The 16,278-nt window shown below is 40.9% G+C and carries 20 protein-coding genes; 12 read left to right on the forward strand and 8 right to left on the reverse strand.

Annotated elements, in window-relative coordinates; translation table 11 throughout:
- Positions 1-232: 232 nt before the first annotated feature.
- On the forward strand, positions 233-382 hold the full coding sequence (locus tag H6G05_RS23170; protein ID WP_190582023.1) for a hypothetical protein: 150 nt from the start codon (positions 233-235) through the stop codon (positions 380-382).
- 13 nt (positions 383-395) lie between these two features.
- The gene (locus H6G05_RS23175) at positions 396-656 is read left to right on the forward strand and encodes a CU044_2847 family protein (RefSeq protein WP_190582026.1); all 261 of its coding nucleotides are present in this window, start codon (positions 396-398) and stop codon (positions 654-656) included.
- Here the strand turns inward: H6G05_RS23175 and H6G05_RS23180 are convergent.
- The 4 genes from H6G05_RS23180 to H6G05_RS23195 all read right to left on the reverse strand — a co-directional run bounded on the left by H6G05_RS23180 (position 649) and on the right by H6G05_RS23195 (position 3,575).
- Positions 649-1,701 (reverse strand): PDDEXK nuclease domain-containing protein, encoded by a 1,053-nt coding sequence (locus H6G05_RS23180; protein ID WP_190582035.1) that lies wholly within the window; start codon positions 1,699-1,701, stop codon positions 649-651. The two genes, H6G05_RS23175 and H6G05_RS23180, sit on opposite strands and share 8 nt — an antisense overlap.
- A 71-nt stretch (positions 1,702-1,772) precedes the next feature.
- Positions 1,773-2,099: a hypothetical protein gene (locus H6G05_RS23185; protein ID WP_190582038.1), complete on the reverse strand. Its 327-nt coding sequence runs from the start codon at positions 2,097-2,099 to the stop codon at positions 1,773-1,775.
- Positions 2,100-2,116: 17 nt separating this feature from the next.
- Positions 2,117-2,716 (reverse strand): SLATT domain-containing protein, encoded by a 600-nt coding sequence (locus H6G05_RS23190; protein WP_190582040.1) that lies wholly within the window; start codon positions 2,714-2,716, stop codon positions 2,117-2,119.
- A complete protein-coding gene (locus H6G05_RS23195; RefSeq protein WP_190582042.1) occupies positions 2,691-3,575 on the reverse strand; it encodes an SMODS domain-containing nucleotidyltransferase in 885 nt (294 codons plus the stop codon). The genes H6G05_RS23190 and H6G05_RS23195 overlap by 26 nt, the downstream gene beginning before the upstream one ends.
- 273 nt (positions 3,576-3,848) lie before the next feature.
- Here H6G05_RS23195 and H6G05_RS23200 point away from each other — a divergent pair, with 273 nt between their 5' ends.
- The 3 genes from H6G05_RS23200 (at position 3,849) to pyk (ending at position 6,976) form a co-directional block, all read left to right on the forward strand.
- Positions 3,849-4,238 (forward strand): rubredoxin, encoded by a 390-nt coding sequence (locus H6G05_RS23200; RefSeq protein WP_190582044.1) that lies wholly within the window; start codon positions 3,849-3,851, stop codon positions 4,236-4,238.
- Positions 4,239-4,295: 57 nt separating this feature from the next.
- On the forward strand, positions 4,296-5,297 hold the full coding sequence (locus H6G05_RS23205; protein ID WP_190582047.1) for a photosynthesis system II assembly factor Ycf48: 1,002 nt from the start codon (positions 4,296-4,298) through the stop codon (positions 5,295-5,297).
- A gap of 251 nt (positions 5,298-5,548) precedes the next feature.
- Entirely contained in the window at positions 5,549-6,976 is a 1,428-nt protein-coding gene (gene pyk, locus H6G05_RS23210; RefSeq protein WP_190582049.1) for a pyruvate kinase, read from the forward strand.
- An 89-nt stretch (positions 6,977-7,065) separates the two neighbouring features.
- On the opposite strand, the gene H6G05_RS23215 is transcribed toward pyk, so the two are convergent.
- The 4 genes from H6G05_RS23215 to H6G05_RS23230 all read right to left on the reverse strand — a co-directional run bounded on the left by H6G05_RS23215 (position 7,066) and on the right by H6G05_RS23230 (position 9,796).
- Positions 7,066-7,662, reverse strand: coding sequence for a lysophospholipid acyltransferase family protein (locus H6G05_RS23215; RefSeq protein WP_242025774.1), 597 nt, complete (start codon positions 7,660-7,662; stop codon positions 7,066-7,068).
- A gap of 179 nt (positions 7,663-7,841) precedes the next feature.
- On the reverse strand, positions 7,842-8,126 hold the full coding sequence (locus tag H6G05_RS23220; RefSeq protein WP_190582052.1) for a BolA family protein: 285 nt from the start codon (positions 8,124-8,126) through the stop codon (positions 7,842-7,844).
- A gap of 132 nt (positions 8,127-8,258) precedes the next feature.
- On the reverse strand, positions 8,259-8,972 hold the full coding sequence (locus H6G05_RS23225) for a ribonuclease H-like domain-containing protein (RefSeq protein WP_190582054.1): 714 nt from the start codon (positions 8,970-8,972) through the stop codon (positions 8,259-8,261).
- 134 nt (positions 8,973-9,106) lie between these two features.
- Positions 9,107-9,796, reverse strand: a complete 690-nt coding sequence (locus H6G05_RS23230; protein ID WP_190582056.1) for an NUDIX hydrolase — start codon at positions 9,794-9,796, stop codon at positions 9,107-9,109.
- 176 nt (positions 9,797-9,972) lie between these two features.
- Between H6G05_RS23230 and H6G05_RS23235 the strand changes: the two genes are divergently transcribed.
- The 7 genes from H6G05_RS23235 to H6G05_RS23265 all read left to right on the forward strand — a co-directional run bounded on the left by H6G05_RS23235 (position 9,973) and on the right by H6G05_RS23265 (position 16,231).
- Positions 9,973-10,836 (forward strand): protein phosphatase 2C domain-containing protein, encoded by an 864-nt coding sequence (locus H6G05_RS23235; protein WP_190582058.1) that lies wholly within the window; start codon positions 9,973-9,975, stop codon positions 10,834-10,836.
- A gap of 49 nt (positions 10,837-10,885) precedes the next feature.
- A complete protein-coding gene (locus H6G05_RS23240) occupies positions 10,886-11,659 on the forward strand; it encodes an ADP-ribosylglycohydrolase family protein (protein WP_190582060.1) in 774 nt (257 codons plus the stop codon).
- Entirely contained in the window at positions 11,653-12,426 is a 774-nt protein-coding gene (locus H6G05_RS23245; RefSeq protein ID WP_190582062.1) for an ADP-ribosylglycohydrolase family protein, read from the forward strand. Before H6G05_RS23240 ends, H6G05_RS23245 begins: the two co-directional genes overlap by 7 nt.
- Positions 12,427-12,443: 17 nt before the next feature.
- Positions 12,444-14,309 (forward strand): hypothetical protein, encoded by a 1,866-nt coding sequence (locus H6G05_RS23250; protein ID WP_190582064.1) that lies wholly within the window; start codon positions 12,444-12,446, stop codon positions 14,307-14,309.
- Positions 14,310-14,331: 22 nt separating this feature from the next.
- The gene (locus H6G05_RS23255; RefSeq protein WP_190582066.1) at positions 14,332-14,928 is read left to right on the forward strand and encodes a hypothetical protein; all 597 of its coding nucleotides are present in this window, start codon (positions 14,332-14,334) and stop codon (positions 14,926-14,928) included.
- Positions 14,929-14,952: 24 nt separating this feature from the next.
- Positions 14,953-16,005, forward strand: coding sequence for a cysteine hydrolase family protein (locus tag H6G05_RS23260; RefSeq protein WP_190582068.1), 1,053 nt, complete (start codon positions 14,953-14,955; stop codon positions 16,003-16,005).
- A gap of 64 nt (positions 16,006-16,069) precedes the next feature.
- Positions 16,070-16,231 carry a hypothetical protein gene (locus H6G05_RS23265; RefSeq protein ID WP_190582070.1) on the forward strand — a complete coding sequence of 54 codons (162 nt, stop codon included), beginning with the start codon at positions 16,070-16,072 and terminating at the stop codon, positions 16,229-16,231.
- The last annotated feature ends 47 nt before the right edge of the window (positions 16,232-16,278 follow it).

The raw sequence follows: 16,278 nt of genomic DNA on the forward strand, positions 1-16,278 counted from the left end.
GTTCTATGGATGGTTTACGCAATACCGCCGCTTTATTGACGGTTATTCAAACTTGTAAAGCTCAAGGTAAATCTGTCATTGATTTTTTTCGTCAAGCTTTAATTGATCCTTCTTCCATCTCTCTCATCCCTATTCTTACCTGAATTCTTACCATTTTGTCATGCCAGTTTGTATTTCAAGGTAGATCAACTCTAAAATCATTAACAGTGATGATTAACTAGAGAAGACAAATATGCGTGAGCCAACGATTCAGGCGGTACAGTTGGATGATGATACGACAATTTATGTAGAAGTGCGACAGCCTGCGACATTTGCGGATGATTCTTTACCAGAAGTTAAGGGTCGCGAGTTGTCGCGGGAAGATTTGGGGGGGAGATGCTAAGGGTTTGCGAGAGGTGAAAGATCGGTTGATTGGTGCTTTGCCAAAACCTCCATCGATTGAGCAAACGATCTTGTCCTATACAAATGTGGCTCTAAATGCTCTGAAGAATGTATCTTCGGCAAATGTGAATAAGGTGACGTTGGAGTTTGGGATTAAGGTTGGAGGTAAAATGGAGGTTCCATTTGTGACGGAGGGAACGGCGGAGAGTAATCTGAAAGTGACGGTGGAATGTTCGTTTCCAGCAAAGAAAGAGGTGGGAGATAATGTCAAATAGCGGATAGGTCATTGCTTGCCGCTTCTATGATTTCAATCGTTGCTAACTCTGCTTCTAATTGTTCGATGCTTGGTAAAACATTTTGCAAAGATTCTGGTAACTCGTGCTTGTATTGAGAAACGGCAATGGGTTTGTTCACATCTCGCAGAGCATATTCCGCAACTGTTTGATTGCGCGACTTGCATAAGATGATACCAATTGTTGGTTTATCGTCAGGATGACGCAGCAAATCATCAACTACGGATACATAAAAGCTCATTTTGCCTGAATATTCAGGTTTAAAATTTGTAGTCTTTAGGTCAATTACGATGTAGCAGCGCAATTTTAGGTGGTAAAACAACAGGTCAATATAAAAATCATCGCCGCCTACTTCCAAATGGTACTGACTACCGACAAAAGCAAATCCTGTCCCAAGTTCCAATAAGAAGCTCCGAATGCGATCAAGTAAAGCTTTCTCTAGATCTCGCTCTTGGGTATTTTGCGCCAAAGTTAAGAAATCAAATGTGTAGGGATCTTTAATCAGTTGTTGGGCTAAATCGGATTGTGGCTGGGGCAAGGTTAACTCAAAATTGGTAATTGCTTTTCCCTGACGTTGGTATAGTTTTGTTTCAATCTGGTGTTCTAATACGGTGCGACTCCAACCATTAGCGATCGCTTGTTGAGCATACCAAAGCCTTTCTTTGTAACCAGTTGCTTTGTCCAACAATCGTAAATTGTGTCCCCAAGGAATTTGTCCAACAACCTGTTGGACTATTTGCTCATCTACCCAAGCTTCAGCAAAAGCTCTCATATAAAGCAAGTTTGTTCGAGAAAAGCCCTTCATTTCGGGAAATTCTTGCTTGAGGTCTTTGGCTAGGCGAGCGATCACCTTGGTTCCCCAGCCTTCTTGCCCTTGTCGATGCAAAATTTCGCGTCCAATTTGCCAATAGAGTAATACCAATTCTCGGTTTACGGCTAAGGCTGCTTTGATTTGTGCTGAACGGATGCGATTTTTTAATTCTCGCAATAGTTGCTCATAGTCTGCGGGGACAATTTGATTAGACATAAATCTGAGAATGGAATATTGCAGGGGCGATCGCTACTTTCACATTTTGCCATGCCGAAATTGGAGCTTCTTTAGCTTTGTGCTTCTAAATATTCCGCAACTGCTTGCAAATCTGCTAAACCTCGATTGAGGCGATCGCGCATTGCTTCATCAAGTTTAGGATTTTGTAATGCGACTGCTTGAATCGCTTCTAGCCATTTGGATATTGGCACATGACGCACGGCTTCACGAAGTCCCATGTTTGCCAAGATGCCAAGATAAAAGCCTGTTAAGTCTTGTCCACCATAACCATAGAATCCACTCCATAGTTCTAGTTTTTCGGGTGTGTATTCAAAATACTGATCGGAGGTGATTGGGGTGCGATCGAGTTGGGGTTGGGGGAGTGGTGGTTGGGACATAGGTGTGACTCTTGATCTTAATTTCTTCTTAAATCTTTAGGTAGAAATCTATCTATTTCCTCATCAGAAAATGTCATTTCTTCGCCTTGATTAATCTGACCGTGTTTACTGAGAGATTTACTAGCCAATTCATAGGCTTTATAGTTAGTTCTTGGGGCATTTTGATAAATCAAACTTAATTCTTCCTGAAGTTTATCTCTAGTTAATTTAATTTTATCAAGTGTTAAGCTTTTGACTTTAATATCTGTAATTAAAGATATGTATAATTCTCTAACATTCCAAAGTTTGGTAGCAGTATCCACATGGCTCTTGGATATTTTTCCTAAATCAAAGTCTTTTGTGTATATTGTTAGTCCTAAGGTAATAGTGGAAAAAATTGCACCTATAATGGTTCCTATCTTCTGTTCACCAAATACACTACTAAGTAAACTAGTTGTTGTTAAGGCTGAGACAATTATTTCAATTGTTTTTAAAAGCTTTTGACGTTCAGAATAAATATCAGCACATTTTTCATGCGTTTTGTGAGTCCAAACAACTCTTCCAAAGCACTCTCTAATCTGTGATTCAATAATCTTAATATCATCATTAGAATTATTGATTTGGGTAGGCTGAACCATAAATTTCTCTCCATTTTAGATTAGCAGTGAAGTAATAGTTTTGAGATTCGCATTCAATTGCCTGCACAGCGATGTTATAACATTGCTTAGCTTTATTTTCAAAATGTCCTTTTCTATAAACATTTTGACCACTACCAAGAGCTTTCCAGTATAACTGTTGTGGAATTTGAACAGATAAGTATAAAAAGAAGTCCCTAGCCATAAAATCATAATAAAAATATGATTTGTATTTATATTCCCATTGCATCAAAAATTGATTGGCTAGGGTATCAATTAAAAGACCTCCAATTGGAACATTCCATTTATTTCTCCAAGCCCTAGACATTCTACATAAGTTAATTAGGTTGTTGTTAGTTAGTTTATTATTATATTTTATTGTCCTAATTTCCGACAAGGGATTAGTTAGTTTCCATTTGCCACCATCATTAGAATCTGGATAAAGAAAACTATTATCATTATTTTCAAAAGCAGGAAGAACCTCAAATTCAATTCCATCTGTGAACTTAATTGAGACTACCTGTCCATCTCCTCTAAGATGTGTAGAATGATAAGTTTTTTGTAGAGAATTCTTAATAGCTTGTAAAAGTGCTGATTGTCCATTGTATGTGTACTTATCATATCTAAAATAAAGATGGGATGGCATTTTAAATATGACATCTAAATCACTAAAACCTCTAATGGCAGTTCCTCTTCCGAAAGAACCAACATAAAGACTATTGCTAATTTTAGAATCAATAGACCAGAAATCTGTGTTTAGTCTTTGAGTAATTAATTGATATCTGTCTGAAATAGTGCTTCTAGTTTTTTGCTCTACAGTTAAGTTATTGCAAAAAATATTAAACTTTTCTCCAATATTCATATTTAATCCTTTCTCATATCTATAAGCCGTTAGCCCATACCGATCAGCCCTGTAATGACTTAATTGCTGTAGCCATTTTGCTTATAACCAAAAAGAGATCACCCTAGATGAAGGCTGACAGTGTGCATTTTCCTAATATCTATTCAGTAATTATTAAGAATTATCCCACATTTTTTCGCAACATCACGATATCAAGGCATGTCAAAAAGATGTAATAATTTGTAACAGAATTAACAAGCGATCGCATATATCTCGATCAACTCGATCAAAATTATGGAACCCGAAATAACAAGTACGGAAACTGAAAACATAGAAACAATCAACGCGGAAGTAGTTGCCCCAGCCATAGAGGAAGAACTACACCGCCATGAATGTGGAGTATGTGGCTATATATATGAACCATCCATCGGTGATGCTAAACGGAATATCCCTGCTGGCACTGCCTTTGAGAGCATTAGCGCCGATTGGCGTTGCCCAGTCTGCAACACCAAGAAAAAAGCTTTCTCAGATATTGGTGTCGCCGCCAAACCATCAGGCTTTACCGAAAATCTTGGCTATGGATTTGGCGTAAACGTCCTCACCCCAGGACAAAAAAACTTACTCATATTTGGCTCTTTAGCCTTGGCAGTAGCATTCTTTATTAGTCTCTACGCCCTAGATTAGTTTATTCATCAGCACTTTTATTTAGCATTAAAACCTTATTATTTTCGCCCAATTTTTATGAAAACAAGCATAAAACGCTTCCTTAGCTCCTTTTCGATTTGTGTATTGCTTATTTGCTTAACATTATTTGGCAATATCCCTAGCGCCTTTGCTAGTACTGGTAGTTGGCACAAAGTCGATCTTCCCGTGGCAATTACGCCTCTCGATCTATGGTTTGACAAATATGACCCAAATCATGGCTGGCTAGTTGGTACTGACGCAACTTTGCTCGAATCTACCGATGGCGGTAACACATGGGAAGAGCGCAAACTTGATCTTGGCGATAGTATTTATCGCTTTTCGTCAATTAGTTTCTCTGGTGATGAAGGTTGGATTACAGGACAGCCTGCACTCTTGTTGCATACCACTGATAGTGGCAAATCTTGGTCACGGATTGGACTTAGCTCCAAGCTCCCTGGTGATCCCTTTGCGATCGTTGCCCAAGGTAAAAACTCGGCGGAAATGGTCACCGATCTAGGCGCAATCTATAGCACTCAAGATGCTGGACAAAACTGGAGAGCCTTAGTTACTCAAGCGGTTGGTAATGCCCGTAACCTTAACCGCAGTGCAGATGGTCGTTATGTGGCGATATCAGCAAATGGTAACTTTTATTCCACATGGCAACCAGGGGATATGACTTGGATTCAACACAACCGTAATAGCTCTCGCCGTGTACAGAATATGGGCTATACCCCTGATAATCGCCTCTGGATGTTGAACCGTGGCGGACAAGTCCAATTTAGTGAAGTTGGTGAATTTGATACATGGGAGAAAAAGCAAACTCCTAAAGAAGGTGGTGGCTTTGGGCTGCTGGATCTTGCCTATCAAGATGAAAATAATGTTTGGATCTCTGGTGGTAGTTCTCGCTTGATCCATAGTGAAGATGGCGGCAAAACTTGGAAACGTGATGAGTCAACAGCTAATGCAGGTGCGAACCTCTACAAGATTTACTTTTTCTCAAGCGATCGCGGTTTTGTGGTCGGACAGAATGGCACATTACTAGCCTATTCACCAGATTAAATAAAAATCTCCATAAAAAAAGGTTGAAGTACGAAGTACTTCAACCTTTTTTTATGGAGATTAAACGCAATAACACTTTTAAAAAATTTCTTATATAGCTGTCGCCATAAAACCCAAGAAGAGAATGGCGGCGCGAAGCGCCGCCATTCTCTTCTTGGGTTTGCGTTGCTGTATATGTTCAATTTCATCTTTCGATTAAAGATAACTAGAGCTAGATTTGGAAGTGTAGATATTTCTATCCCTTGAGTTGTATGTCAATTCCTCAACATTTGACCAAGATCGTTGCCACCATTGGACCCGCAAGCCGATCGCCTCAAGTCTTCCGCAAGATGGTCGAGACAGGTGTCAGAGTGGCAAGGCTGAACTTTTCCCACGGTAGTTATGCCGATCATGCCCAAACCATCACCATGATCCGTGAAGTATCAGAAGAGTTAGATATTCCGATTACGATTTTACAAGATTTGCAGGGACCAAAAATTCGGGTTGGTAATTTGCCTGCTAATGGAATTGAGCTAATTGAAGGCAAATTTATTACACTCGTACCAATGGATCAGTTTCAGCAATCCGAGTCAGTTTATGCTGATGCGATCGCCATTGATTATGACTATATTGCCGAAGAGGCTACCATTGGCACGCAGATTCTGTTAGCTGATGGCATCTTTGAACTGATCGTCAGTGGACTATCTGGTAATGCTGTCCATTGTGAAGTGGTCAAAGGTGGAATACTCACTAGTCACAAGGGCGTAAACTTTCCTAGTTTAAATTTGCGTTTGCCATCCATGACCGATAAGGATCGGCAAGATCTTGCCTTTGGCTTAGAGCAAGGTGTGGACTGGATTTCACTCAGCTTTGTGAGGCAAGCCGCCGATGTAAAACTGCTGAAAGATCTGATTACTGAATATGGAAAGTCCGTATCGATTATTGCCAAAATCGAAAAGCCACAGGCGATCGCCAATCTGGAAGAAATTCTTTCCGTTGTCGATGGGATTATGGTAGCGCGGGGTGACTTGGGCGTAGAAATGCCCCCAGAACGAGTGCCGATGATCCAAAAGCAGATCATTCAACGCTGTAATGAAAGTGGTATTCCTGTCATCACGGCTACGCAGATGTTAGAGAGCATGATTCAGAATCCGCGTCCCACTAGAGCCGAGGCGAGCGATGTCGCCAATGCAATTATGGATGGCACTGACGCAGTGATGCTCTCAGGCGAATCGGCAGTGGGCGCATATCCTGTGCAAGCAGTGGAAATGATGACCAGAATCGCGGCGGAAGTCGAGAAAGACGCTGTTTTCACTAACTATCCTGCATCCAGAACCGACGAAGTTCATGCTATTAGTGAAGCACTGCATGTGATTTCTGATGTGATCGATTTTCGTTGTATTGTTGCCTTCACAGCTACTGGTTATACTGCAATTCTTGCATCGAAGGAACGTCTCAAAACCCCAATCATTGCCATCACTCCCAACATTAATGTTTATCATCGTCTGAACTTAGTTTGGGGAGTTACGCCTTTGCTAGTAGATGAAGAGGTGAGTTCCTTTGAGATGGTACTGCAACAGGTAGAGTCTTGTTTATTAGGGCGAAATATTGCGGCTAAAGGCGATCGCATTTTGATTATTGGTGGTATCCCGATGGGCATACAGGGAGGAACTAACTTCCTGAAAATACATATTCTATAAGCCATAAAAAAGGGTTCGCGAAGCGAACCCTTTTTCTTTATCTTCTTTTATAAGCCCTAAAAAGGGTTCGCTTCGCGAACCCTTTTTCTTTATCTTCCTAAGGCATGGAGAGCGTTTATCGCATCCGCGCATTTTTGAGTGTAAGCCTCAAGAGTAGCGCGATCGCTTGTCTCAGGTGCGGGAATTAGCTGCCCGATCCTGACGGTGACAGGTTGAAATAACTTCGGAAATTTTGCTCCTTTCGGTAAAATTGTTTCTGTTCCCCAAATACTAATCGGTAAAAATGGAGCTTGAGTCTTTGCCGCAATCATCGCTGCCCCTAACTTTGGTTCCGTCACCCTTCCATCTAATGTGCGTGTACCTTGCAAAAAAATACCCGTTGCCCATCCCTTCTCAATGGAAGCGATCGCGGCTCTAATGGCGGCGCGATCGCCTGCCCCCCGTTTTACAGGATAAGCACCAAACGCTTGAATTGCTTGACTTAGCACGGGTATTTCAAATAATTCTTCTTTTGCCATAAAAGCGACAGGACGACCCATACAACTACCAACGATGAGAGGATCGAAGTCACTAGCATGATTACTGACGACGATGAGATTGCCAGTAAGTGGCACATTTTCAGTACCATAAATTCGCTCTTGATAAAACAAATATAGAAGTGGTCTAACTACTAGCCACTTGAACATTTTATAGAAGAAGGGATTTCCACCCTTATCTTTGGCAATGTTCGTTGCATTGTTATTTGCCACAATTCTTTTTGTTTCAGAGCTTTTATAGTTTTCCATTTAACAAGTTCCTATAACATTTCTATGACCAACAAATTAAAATCCAAATAGAAGAAACAGCATGAGTTCTACTATTCAATTTAAATTTGCTGCCATTGTTCGGGCGTATAAGTTTTGAGCGATAGTGCATGAATCGTAGTTTGCATCTGATCAGCTAAAGCGGCATAGACCATGCGATGTTGTTGCATCATCGTTTTGCCAGCAAAACTTGCAGCAACCACGATCGCGTCATAATGACCACTGCCAACAGGAGCATTCATCCGCCCTTGATGGTGTTTATGCAAATCACTACGATCTTCAATTTCGACAATTGTTGCGCCGATTTTTTCTTGCAAAATAGTTTTGATTGTTGCTGTTGCATCCATGTTTTTGCTATGGCAAGGGTTTGATCTCAATTACTATATCGTTTTGCAAGCCCCTTCTACAGTGCTTTTCGCTATATTTAGTAATCCTAGATTTGAGGAGGCAAGGCAAGAGGCTTAAGCCCCACTAATTATTCAATTGGATGGTCTTTGTAATGCAGCGCCCCGTCGCGATCTGATGCGTTGCTCCGATCGCGGATCGATTTTGAGGTTTATTATTTGGTGTTTATGGCGATCGACTAAGGGAAATTGGGTTTGCCAATTACTAATAATATGAAAATAATTTTCGGCATCTTCTAAACAATATTCGTAGATTTCATTAAGAATTGTTTCATAACCTCTTTCTTTCCGTAACACCTTTACGCCATTCCGAAAAACATAGTATCCCTTAATTCTTTTATAAATAGGAATTTCCAAATAAGCAAATAAATTATTTAAACCTTGATTGAGGTCTGTACGTTGAATAATTCTTTGTAAATCGAGGATTTTAATACTATCAACTTTGGGAATAAAATCTAGAGCTTCAATTCTTTGACGTAAGCAAAACATATCACTAGTCGATAGTCCATAACCAATAAAATATTTGCCCTGTAAACTTTGTAAGTCATTTAAGATATCTTGAATTATCTTCTTTTCTTGTGTACTTGATTCGATAAATTGAATTTTTATGTATTGTTCGTTACTATCTTCTAAAATGCGGGTGAGAGTATAACCAAATATTTTTTGTACTGTGCCATTCTTCTGAAAATCACGACACCATTCTAAGTCTAAAAAAACAAGATCGTAGATTGAGCCATCATAGAAATTATTTGTATATTGACTTGAAAGCTTGAGTTCCCTTTTATACATAAAGTTTGGCTTAAAAGTGGGCTGGCAAATCAATAAATTTGTTTGATTTGCTAAGAGCTGTACTTATACATCCTAACTGTAATACTCGGTTTGCGATCGCTAATTTGGCGAACGTCTTGTTAAGAAATTTGATTTCAGATCTCAAAGTTAAATCCATTTTGTTTTAACTGTAAGTATTTAGTCTCATCAAATTCATAAAGTTTTGCCGCACGATGAGCAACATTGTGTTCAACTTTTCCTGTGTCAATGAGCAAGTCCATACCAAGAATTTTTTTGCGAAAATTACGTTTATCTAGAGCCCGATCTAACACAGTTTCATACAGTTTTTGGAGTTGTGACAGGGTAAAGTTTTGGGGTAATAGCTCAAAGCCAATTGGCTCATAACGAATTTTGTTGCGTAATCTGGCGATCGCCGTTTGCAAGATCTGGTTATGGTCAAAGGCTAAAGTCGGAATTTTAGAGACGGCGAACCAATCAGCCTCACGCGCATCAGTGGATGCTTGGATTTTTTGCTCCACCAAATTAATCAATGCGTAATAGGCAACCGTAACCGTGCGATCGCGGGGATCGCGCCCCAAATCACCAAATGTGTAAAGCTGCTCTAAATAAACATCATGTATTCCTGTTTCTTCTTGCAATTCTCGCAAAGCCGCCTGTTCCAAAGTTTCATCGATCCGTACAAAACCTCCTGGAATTGCCCATTGTCCTTGAAACGGTGGAATATCTCGCTGAATCAGCATAACTTTGAGTTCCTGCTGAGCATCAAGCCCAAATACGATGCAGTCAACAGTTAATGCGGGGCGGGGATAGTTGTAAGTATGCATTTTTTGGTGATTGGTGATTGGTGATTGGTAATTGGTAATTGGTAATTGCTTTGTAATCTTTTATTTTCGGCTAATAGCTAACGGCTAGCAGCTAATCGCGATTAGTCAGAAAAATCTATTGACATAGTGTAAAAATAACACTATAGTGGTTTGTGTAGTTTATACACTATAACGTCATGCAAGAACAAGTGGAACTTCCTGATCTGCGATCGCTGCAAATTCCTGATTTAGCGGGTGAAAATTTGTCAAGTCAGTTTGAATATGCCTGCGGTTCAATTATTGGGCGCAACCATGTTCTTGCTAGCAAAAATAATCAGGATGCGCTGCGAATTGTCCTGTGGGATAACTTTATGACGGCTGTAGTATGTGACGGCTGTGGTAGTGGCAAGCATAGTGAAGTTGGGGCAAAGCTCGGTACGCTGATGGTGACTGATGCGATCGCCGATTTACTCCATCAAGGATTAGCAATATCTGAGCCTGATTTTTGGAATGTGCTTAAAATTAATCTCTTACAGAAAGTAAAGGCTTTTGTGGAGATCTCGACTAATGAGGCTCAAGAATCTGTGATGGAATTTGTGAATAACTATCTATTATTTACAATTGTGGGCTTAGTCATCACTCCTAACGAAACGGTTGCTTTCTCCATGGGAGATGGTGCGATCGCTGTTAATGGCAAACTTACACAAATTCCAGCCTATCCTGATAACGCTCCGCCCTATCTCGCCTATGGCTTGTATCGCCCTGATGCAGTGAGCTTTGAAATTCGCGATCGTATCCCTACTTCAGAATTAGATTCTATTCTAATTGCTACCGATGGAATTGATGATTTGATTGCCGTTGAAGAAGTTAGTCAATTCTGGCAAGAAGATCGTTACTTCAAAAATCCTGATGCGGTAAGACGTAAGTTAGCAATGCTAAATCGTGAGGAAGTAAAACCAGATTGGCAAAAAAGAGAGCTAATTAAGCGATCTGGTGTGCTTTCTGATGATACGAGTTTAATTGTGATAAGAAGACCCTCACCCCCAGCCCCTCTCCCATAGGGCGAGGGGAGCAAGAATATTTTACCTTTTACCTTTTTACTTGAAAACTATGTTAGGCGTAATTGTCGGTGATATCGTCGGTTCCATTTATGAATTTAATAATCATCGCTCAAAAGACTTCCCTCTCTTTAGTGGAGGATGTGATTTTACCGATGACACGGTGTTAACTGTAGCAGTAGCTGATTGCTTGATGAATCAAGGCAATTATGCAGAATACATCAAAACCTATGCTCGTAAATATCCCAATCGTGGCTATGGTGGACGCTTTGCTCAATGGATTCGTTTTGAGAGCATGGAGCCATACAATAGCTGGGGTAATGGCTCGGCAATGCGAGTCAGTGCTGTGGGATTTGCCTACAATGACTTGGATTCGGTAATGAATGAAGCTAAGCGATCGGCTGAAGTCACACATAATCATCCAGAAGGCATTAAAGGAGCGCAAGCAACGGCTGTTGCTATTTATCTGGCGCGAAAGGGGCAAAGCAAAGAGCAGATTAAATCGGCGATCGCAAAATCCTTTAGCTATGACTTAGATAGAACCTTAGACGAAATTCGTCCTGTTTATCAATTTAATGAATCCTGTCAAGAAACTGTTCCTGAAGCTATTATTGCTTTTCTAGAATCAACAGATTTTGAAGATGCAATTCGCAATGGAATTTCCCTCGGTGGTGATAGCGATACGCTGACCTGTATTACAGGCGGTATAGCCGAAGCTTTTTATGGTGGTGTACCCAAAGATATTGCTGAAAAGGCTTTAGGTTATTTACCCAAAGCAATGCGTGAAGTGGTTGAAGAATTTAGAGTGAGGTATAACTTATGTTAGGTGCGATCGCTGGTGACATTATCGGCTCGATTTACGAAGTAGTGCCGATGAAGCGGAAAGACTTTAAACTGTTCTCATTTGGTAGTCATTTTAGTGATGACACTGTTCTTACCTATGCTGTGGCAAAATCTATTCTTACGGGAACTAACTATGCTAACAATTTCAAAAAATGCTTTTGGCGCTATCCTTTAGCAGGTTTTGGGCAAAGGTTTACTTGCTGGGCAATGAGCAATCGCAAGGAAGGTTATAACAGTTGGGGTAACGGTGCGGCGATGAGAGTCAGCCCGATCGCATGGGCATACAATGATCTTGATACTGTCTTGAAAGAAGCAGAACGATGCACGGTAACTACTCATAATCATCCTGAAGGAATCAAAGGCGGACAGGCAACAGCAGCAGCAATCTTTTTAGCTCGTAATGGTAAAACCAAGGCAGAAATTCGTGACTATATCGAACAGAATTTTAACTATGATCTGCGACGCACTCTAGATGAAATTCGCCCCAACTATAAGTTTGAAGTTTCCTGTCAAAAAAGCGTTCCTGAAGCTATCATTGCCTTTTTAGAATCAACAGATTTTGAAGATGCGATTCGTAATGCCGTATCCCTTGGTGGTGATAGCGATACGATCGCCTGTATTACAGGTAGCATTGCTGAAGCCTTTTATGGTGGTGTGCCTAATGCGATCGCCCAACCTGTTTGGAAAAAGTTAGATCGTCGTATTCGTCAAACTGTGACTGAGTTTAGAAAAGTTTATCAATTGCCTTAAAGCATTGGAGCAAAATCATGGATATCTATCTCAATCAAAAGCGGATTAAACTAAATCCTAAAAATGCGATCGGCAAGGGTGGCGAAGCGGATATCTATGATCTCAAAAATGGCAAGGTTCTTAAGCTATTTAAAACTGCCGATCATCCTGATTATCAGTTACTTCCTCAAGAACAATTAGCGGCTCAAGCCAGATTGTCGCTCCATCAGCAAAAGTTACCTGCTTTCCCACAAAATCTACCTGCGAGAGTGATTAAACCTGAAACTTTAGCCACGGATAAACAGGGAATGATCCTCGGCTATGCAATGCCATTTTTGCAGAATACAGGGCCACTTTTGAAATATAGCGATCGCAATTATCGCCAAACTAACGCGATCTCGCAGCAAGTTGTGACGAACTTATTTCGCGATTTGCATGAGACAGTCCTCAAAGTTCATCAAGCAAATGTCACGATTGGCGATTTCAACGATTTGAATTTATTGGTTTCTCAAAATCAAGTTCATCTCATTGATGCGGATTCCTTTCAGTTTGGGCAGTTTCCTTGTCAGATGTTCACAGCAAGATTTGTTGATCCGATGTTGTGCGATCGCAGCGCCAATCAGCCGATTCTTACCAGTCAGCATAACCCTGATTCCGATTGGTACGCATTCACGGTGATGTTGATGCAGAGCTTTCTCTATGTCGATCCCTATGGCGGCGTATATAAGACCAAATCGCAAGCATCGCAAATCCCTCACAGCGCTAGACCACTGCAAAGGATTACGGTTTTTCATCCCGATGTCCGCTATCCTAAACCTGCTATTCCTTACAAAGTTCTGTCAGATGATTTGCTCCAGCATTTTCATAACTGCTTTGAAAAAGATTGGCGCGGAGTTTTTCCTCAAAATCTGCTCTCATCAATGCGTTGGACAAAATGTAATCAATGTGGAATTGAACATTTAAAGATCACTTGCCCAATTTGCACGCCTCTAATAGCATTTCTCCCCTCTATCTCTGGGAGAGGGGCAGGGGGTGAGGGCAAACCCTGTAAAGTTATCCATATATTTCAAACCGAAGGCGTAATTCTTCAAGCCGCTTTACAAAAAAACAATTCTCTCAGTTATCTCTATCATGTTAACCACGAATTTAAGCGCGAAGATGGCGAAATATTATTATCAGGAGAACTTGATGCGAACATCAAATTTACACTCTTTGGTAAGTCCACCATTGTTACCAAACAAGGCAAAGCGATCGCACTTACACAAGGACAACCACCGCAAGCGATCGCCGCCGAACTAATCCGAGCCAATTCTTTCTCTCGCTATTGGATTGATCAAGGTCAATTACTCCGCGATGGCAAGCTAGGGAATGAATACATCGGTGATATTCTCGAAGGACAAACACAATTTTGGATTGGTGAAACCTTTGGCTTTGGCTTCTATCGGGCTGGTGCAATCAGTGTTGCATTTACCTTTGATGCGAAGCGTTCAGGAATATGCGATCGCGTGAATATTCCACCCATTCAAGGAGAACTAATTGATGCAAATTGCGTCTTTAGTAATGAACTCTGCTGGTTCTTCACCATCACTCAAGAGCAAGGCAAAATCATCCATCTTGTTTCTGTATTGCGTCCTAACGGTGAATTAGTAGCAACTCTCGCAGGACAAAAGGGTGACATTGCATGGTTAGTGAATATTCATGGAGGCAGTGCGATCGCTAATTGGCTATTCGTTCCCACTGACGAAGGTATTGCGAGAGTTGAGGTGAATAATGGACAGATTATGATTACGAAAACCTTCCTCGAAACCGAACCTTATGTAGATAGCGGCTGTTCTTTAATCGTTAGCTCACAAGGTATCTATGTAATTCACTCACAGAAGATTTTACAGTTACAATTGTCCTAGCAATATATTTGGGTGATCTGCCATGTCCTATAGCGAATTTACCTTAGAGTCAGTTCAGACAGCCTTTGACCTCACGATTGCTGAACGTGCTAATCTATTAAACGATTCTCCCTTGGCAGAATCTAGTGAATTTCTCAATCAACTTCTCAAAGAATTTGTGCCTCTAGCGCTGGCAATGAATACCGAAAAAGCGCGATCAGAGTTAATTATTGCGCCCATTTTAGTAGAAGTTCGCAAAAAATATTTAGACAAAGCGAGTTTATTCTCAGGCGTAGAACTAAACATTGATCGCGATTCTGGATTAAATGGTGTTTGTGATTTCTTATTAAGCCGATCGCCTTCACAACTAATGCTCAAAGCGCCAGTCGTCGTAGTAGTTGAAGCCAAAAAGGAGAATATCAACGGAGCGTTAGGACAATGTATTGCCGAAATGTGGGCAGCGAAACTCTTTAATCAGCAACATGAGAATGATATTTCTGTAATTTATGGAGCCGCCACTACTGGTAACGATTGGAAATTTTTACGCCTTAGCGATCGCCTTGTGGAGATTGACTTAACTGAGTATCAACTCAGCAATATTGACAAAATTCTGGGCATTCTTTCTCTCTCTTTTCAATAATTTTAAAACAGGAAAACTCTAACCATGACTACTCAAATTGTTACTCAACTTCCTATTCCTACATTCTTTGATCGCCACAAAGTCGGTTCAGTATGGCGCGTTCCTTACCAAGATCGTGCTAACCAAGCCGAAGCATGGGCGAAACAACATGGCATTACGCCTGCTGCAAAGGATCGTAAGAAAATTTGTTTGATGGCGATCGATGTGCAGAATACCTTTTGTATTCCTGACCATGAGCTATATGTTGGTGGACGATCTGGCACTGGTGCGATCGAAGATAATGTGCGACTGTGCGAATTTATCTATCGCAACATGCACCACATCAGTGAAATCGCGCCCACGATGGATACCCATACCGCCATGCAGATCTTCCATCCCATTTTTTGGGTAAGTGATGCAGGGGAACATCCGATTCCTAATGCTACATCAATTACTTTGGAAGATGTGCAACAAGGCAAGTGGAAAGTAAATCCTGCGATCGCCTATAGTCTCGCCAAAGGTAACTACATGGCAATTCAGCGCCACGCCTTGCATTATGTGCAGAAACTCAGCGATGACGGCAAATTCCCGCTTACGGTTTGGGCTTATCACTCCATGCTCGGCGGCATCGGTCACGCGCTAGTTTCTTCTGTCGAAGAAGCGATGTTCTTTCACAATATCGCAAGGCATAGTCAGACTAACTTTGAGATTAAAGGCGGTAATCCTCTCACTGAGAATTATTCTGTGTTGCGTCCTGAAGTGATGGATGGAGCCGATGGCAGACCGATCGCACAAAAGAACACGCGCTTCTTACAAAGGTTACTAGAATTTGATGCGGTGATCATCGCAGGACAAGCCAAGAGCCATTGCGTCGCATGGACGATTCAAGACTTACTTAGCGAAATCCTTGCTCACGATCCTAAACTTGCGAAGAAAGTCTATCTGCTAGAAGATTGCACTTCACCTGTGGTGGTTCCTAACGTAGTGGACTACACCGATCAAGCGGATGCAGCATTCCAGAGATTTGCTAATGCAGGGATGCACCTTGTCAAATCAACTGACCCAAAGGAATCTTGGGCAGATCTTAACCTTGCTTAAAGAATTGTAATGCGCGAAGCGCATTACAATTCTCAATAAAATTTAGTTTTAGGAGGTTAATCCTATGATGAGCATCAATCTTGACTGTGAAACAGAAAAATATCTAGTAGCAATTCTTGCCAAAGAAAATACTACCAGTTCGGAATTGATTGAACGATTGCTCAGAGAATATTTGGAATCTATTCAATCAAAGAAAGGATTTTTTGAGCGTCTGTTATCAATGTAAAAAGTTTGTTTTTCAATTAACTTCCTAATGCTATACTTTGCAATCAC

Source organism: Phormidium tenue FACHB-1050 (genome assembly GCF_014696925.1).
GTDB lineage: Bacteria > Cyanobacteriota > Cyanobacteriia > Pseudanabaenales > Pseudanabaenaceae > Pseudanabaena.

Excerpts from the sequence above, each read along its gene's own strand:
- H6G05_RS23170 (WP_190582023.1), top strand. The coding sequence starts at position 233 with ATGCGTGAGCCAACGATTCAGGCGGTACAGTTGGATGATGATACGACA.
- H6G05_RS23185 (WP_190582038.1), bottom strand. The coding sequence starts at position 2,099 with ATGTCCCAACCACCACTCCCCCAACCCCAACTCGATCGCACCCCAATC.
- H6G05_RS23225 (WP_190582054.1), bottom strand. The coding sequence starts at position 8,972 with ATGTATAAAAGGGAACTCAAGCTTTCAAGTCAATATACAAATAATTTC.
- H6G05_RS23230 (WP_190582056.1), bottom strand. The coding sequence starts at position 9,796 with ATGCATACTTACAACTATCCCCGCCCCGCATTAACTGTTGACTGCATC.
- H6G05_RS23215 (WP_242025774.1), bottom strand. The coding sequence starts at position 7,662 with ATGTTCAAGTGGCTAGTAGTTAGACCACTTCTATATTTGTTTTATCAA.
- H6G05_RS23200 (WP_190582044.1), top strand. The coding sequence starts at position 3,849 with ATGGAACCCGAAATAACAAGTACGGAAACTGAAAACATAGAAACAATC.
- H6G05_RS23220 (WP_190582052.1), bottom strand. The coding sequence starts at position 8,126 with ATGGATGCAACAGCAACAATCAAAACTATTTTGCAAGAAAAAATCGGC.
- H6G05_RS23255 (WP_190582066.1), top strand. The coding sequence starts at position 14,332 with ATGTCCTATAGCGAATTTACCTTAGAGTCAGTTCAGACAGCCTTTGAC.
- pyk (WP_190582049.1), top strand. The coding sequence starts at position 5,549 with ATGTCAATTCCTCAACATTTGACCAAGATCGTTGCCACCATTGGACCC.
- H6G05_RS23190 (WP_190582040.1), bottom strand. The coding sequence starts at position 2,716 with ATGGTTCAGCCTACCCAAATCAATAATTCTAATGATGATATTAAGATT.
- H6G05_RS23195 (WP_190582042.1), bottom strand. The coding sequence starts at position 3,575 with ATGAATATTGGAGAAAAGTTTAATATTTTTTGCAATAACTTAACTGTA.
- H6G05_RS23240 (WP_190582060.1), top strand. The coding sequence starts at position 10,886 with ATGTTAGGCGTAATTGTCGGTGATATCGTCGGTTCCATTTATGAATTT.
- H6G05_RS23265 (WP_190582070.1), top strand. The coding sequence starts at position 16,070 with ATGATGAGCATCAATCTTGACTGTGAAACAGAAAAATATCTAGTAGCA.
- H6G05_RS23245 (WP_190582062.1), top strand. The coding sequence starts at position 11,653 with ATGTTAGGTGCGATCGCTGGTGACATTATCGGCTCGATTTACGAAGTA.
- H6G05_RS23205 (WP_190582047.1), top strand. The coding sequence starts at position 4,296 with ATGAAAACAAGCATAAAACGCTTCCTTAGCTCCTTTTCGATTTGTGTA.
- H6G05_RS23260 (WP_190582068.1), top strand. The coding sequence starts at position 14,953 with ATGACTACTCAAATTGTTACTCAACTTCCTATTCCTACATTCTTTGAT.
- H6G05_RS23235 (WP_190582058.1), top strand. The coding sequence starts at position 9,973 with ATGCAAGAACAAGTGGAACTTCCTGATCTGCGATCGCTGCAAATTCCT.
- H6G05_RS23250 (WP_190582064.1), top strand. The coding sequence starts at position 12,444 with ATGGATATCTATCTCAATCAAAAGCGGATTAAACTAAATCCTAAAAAT.
- H6G05_RS23180 (WP_190582035.1), bottom strand. The coding sequence starts at position 1,701 with ATGTCTAATCAAATTGTCCCCGCAGACTATGAGCAACTATTGCGAGAA.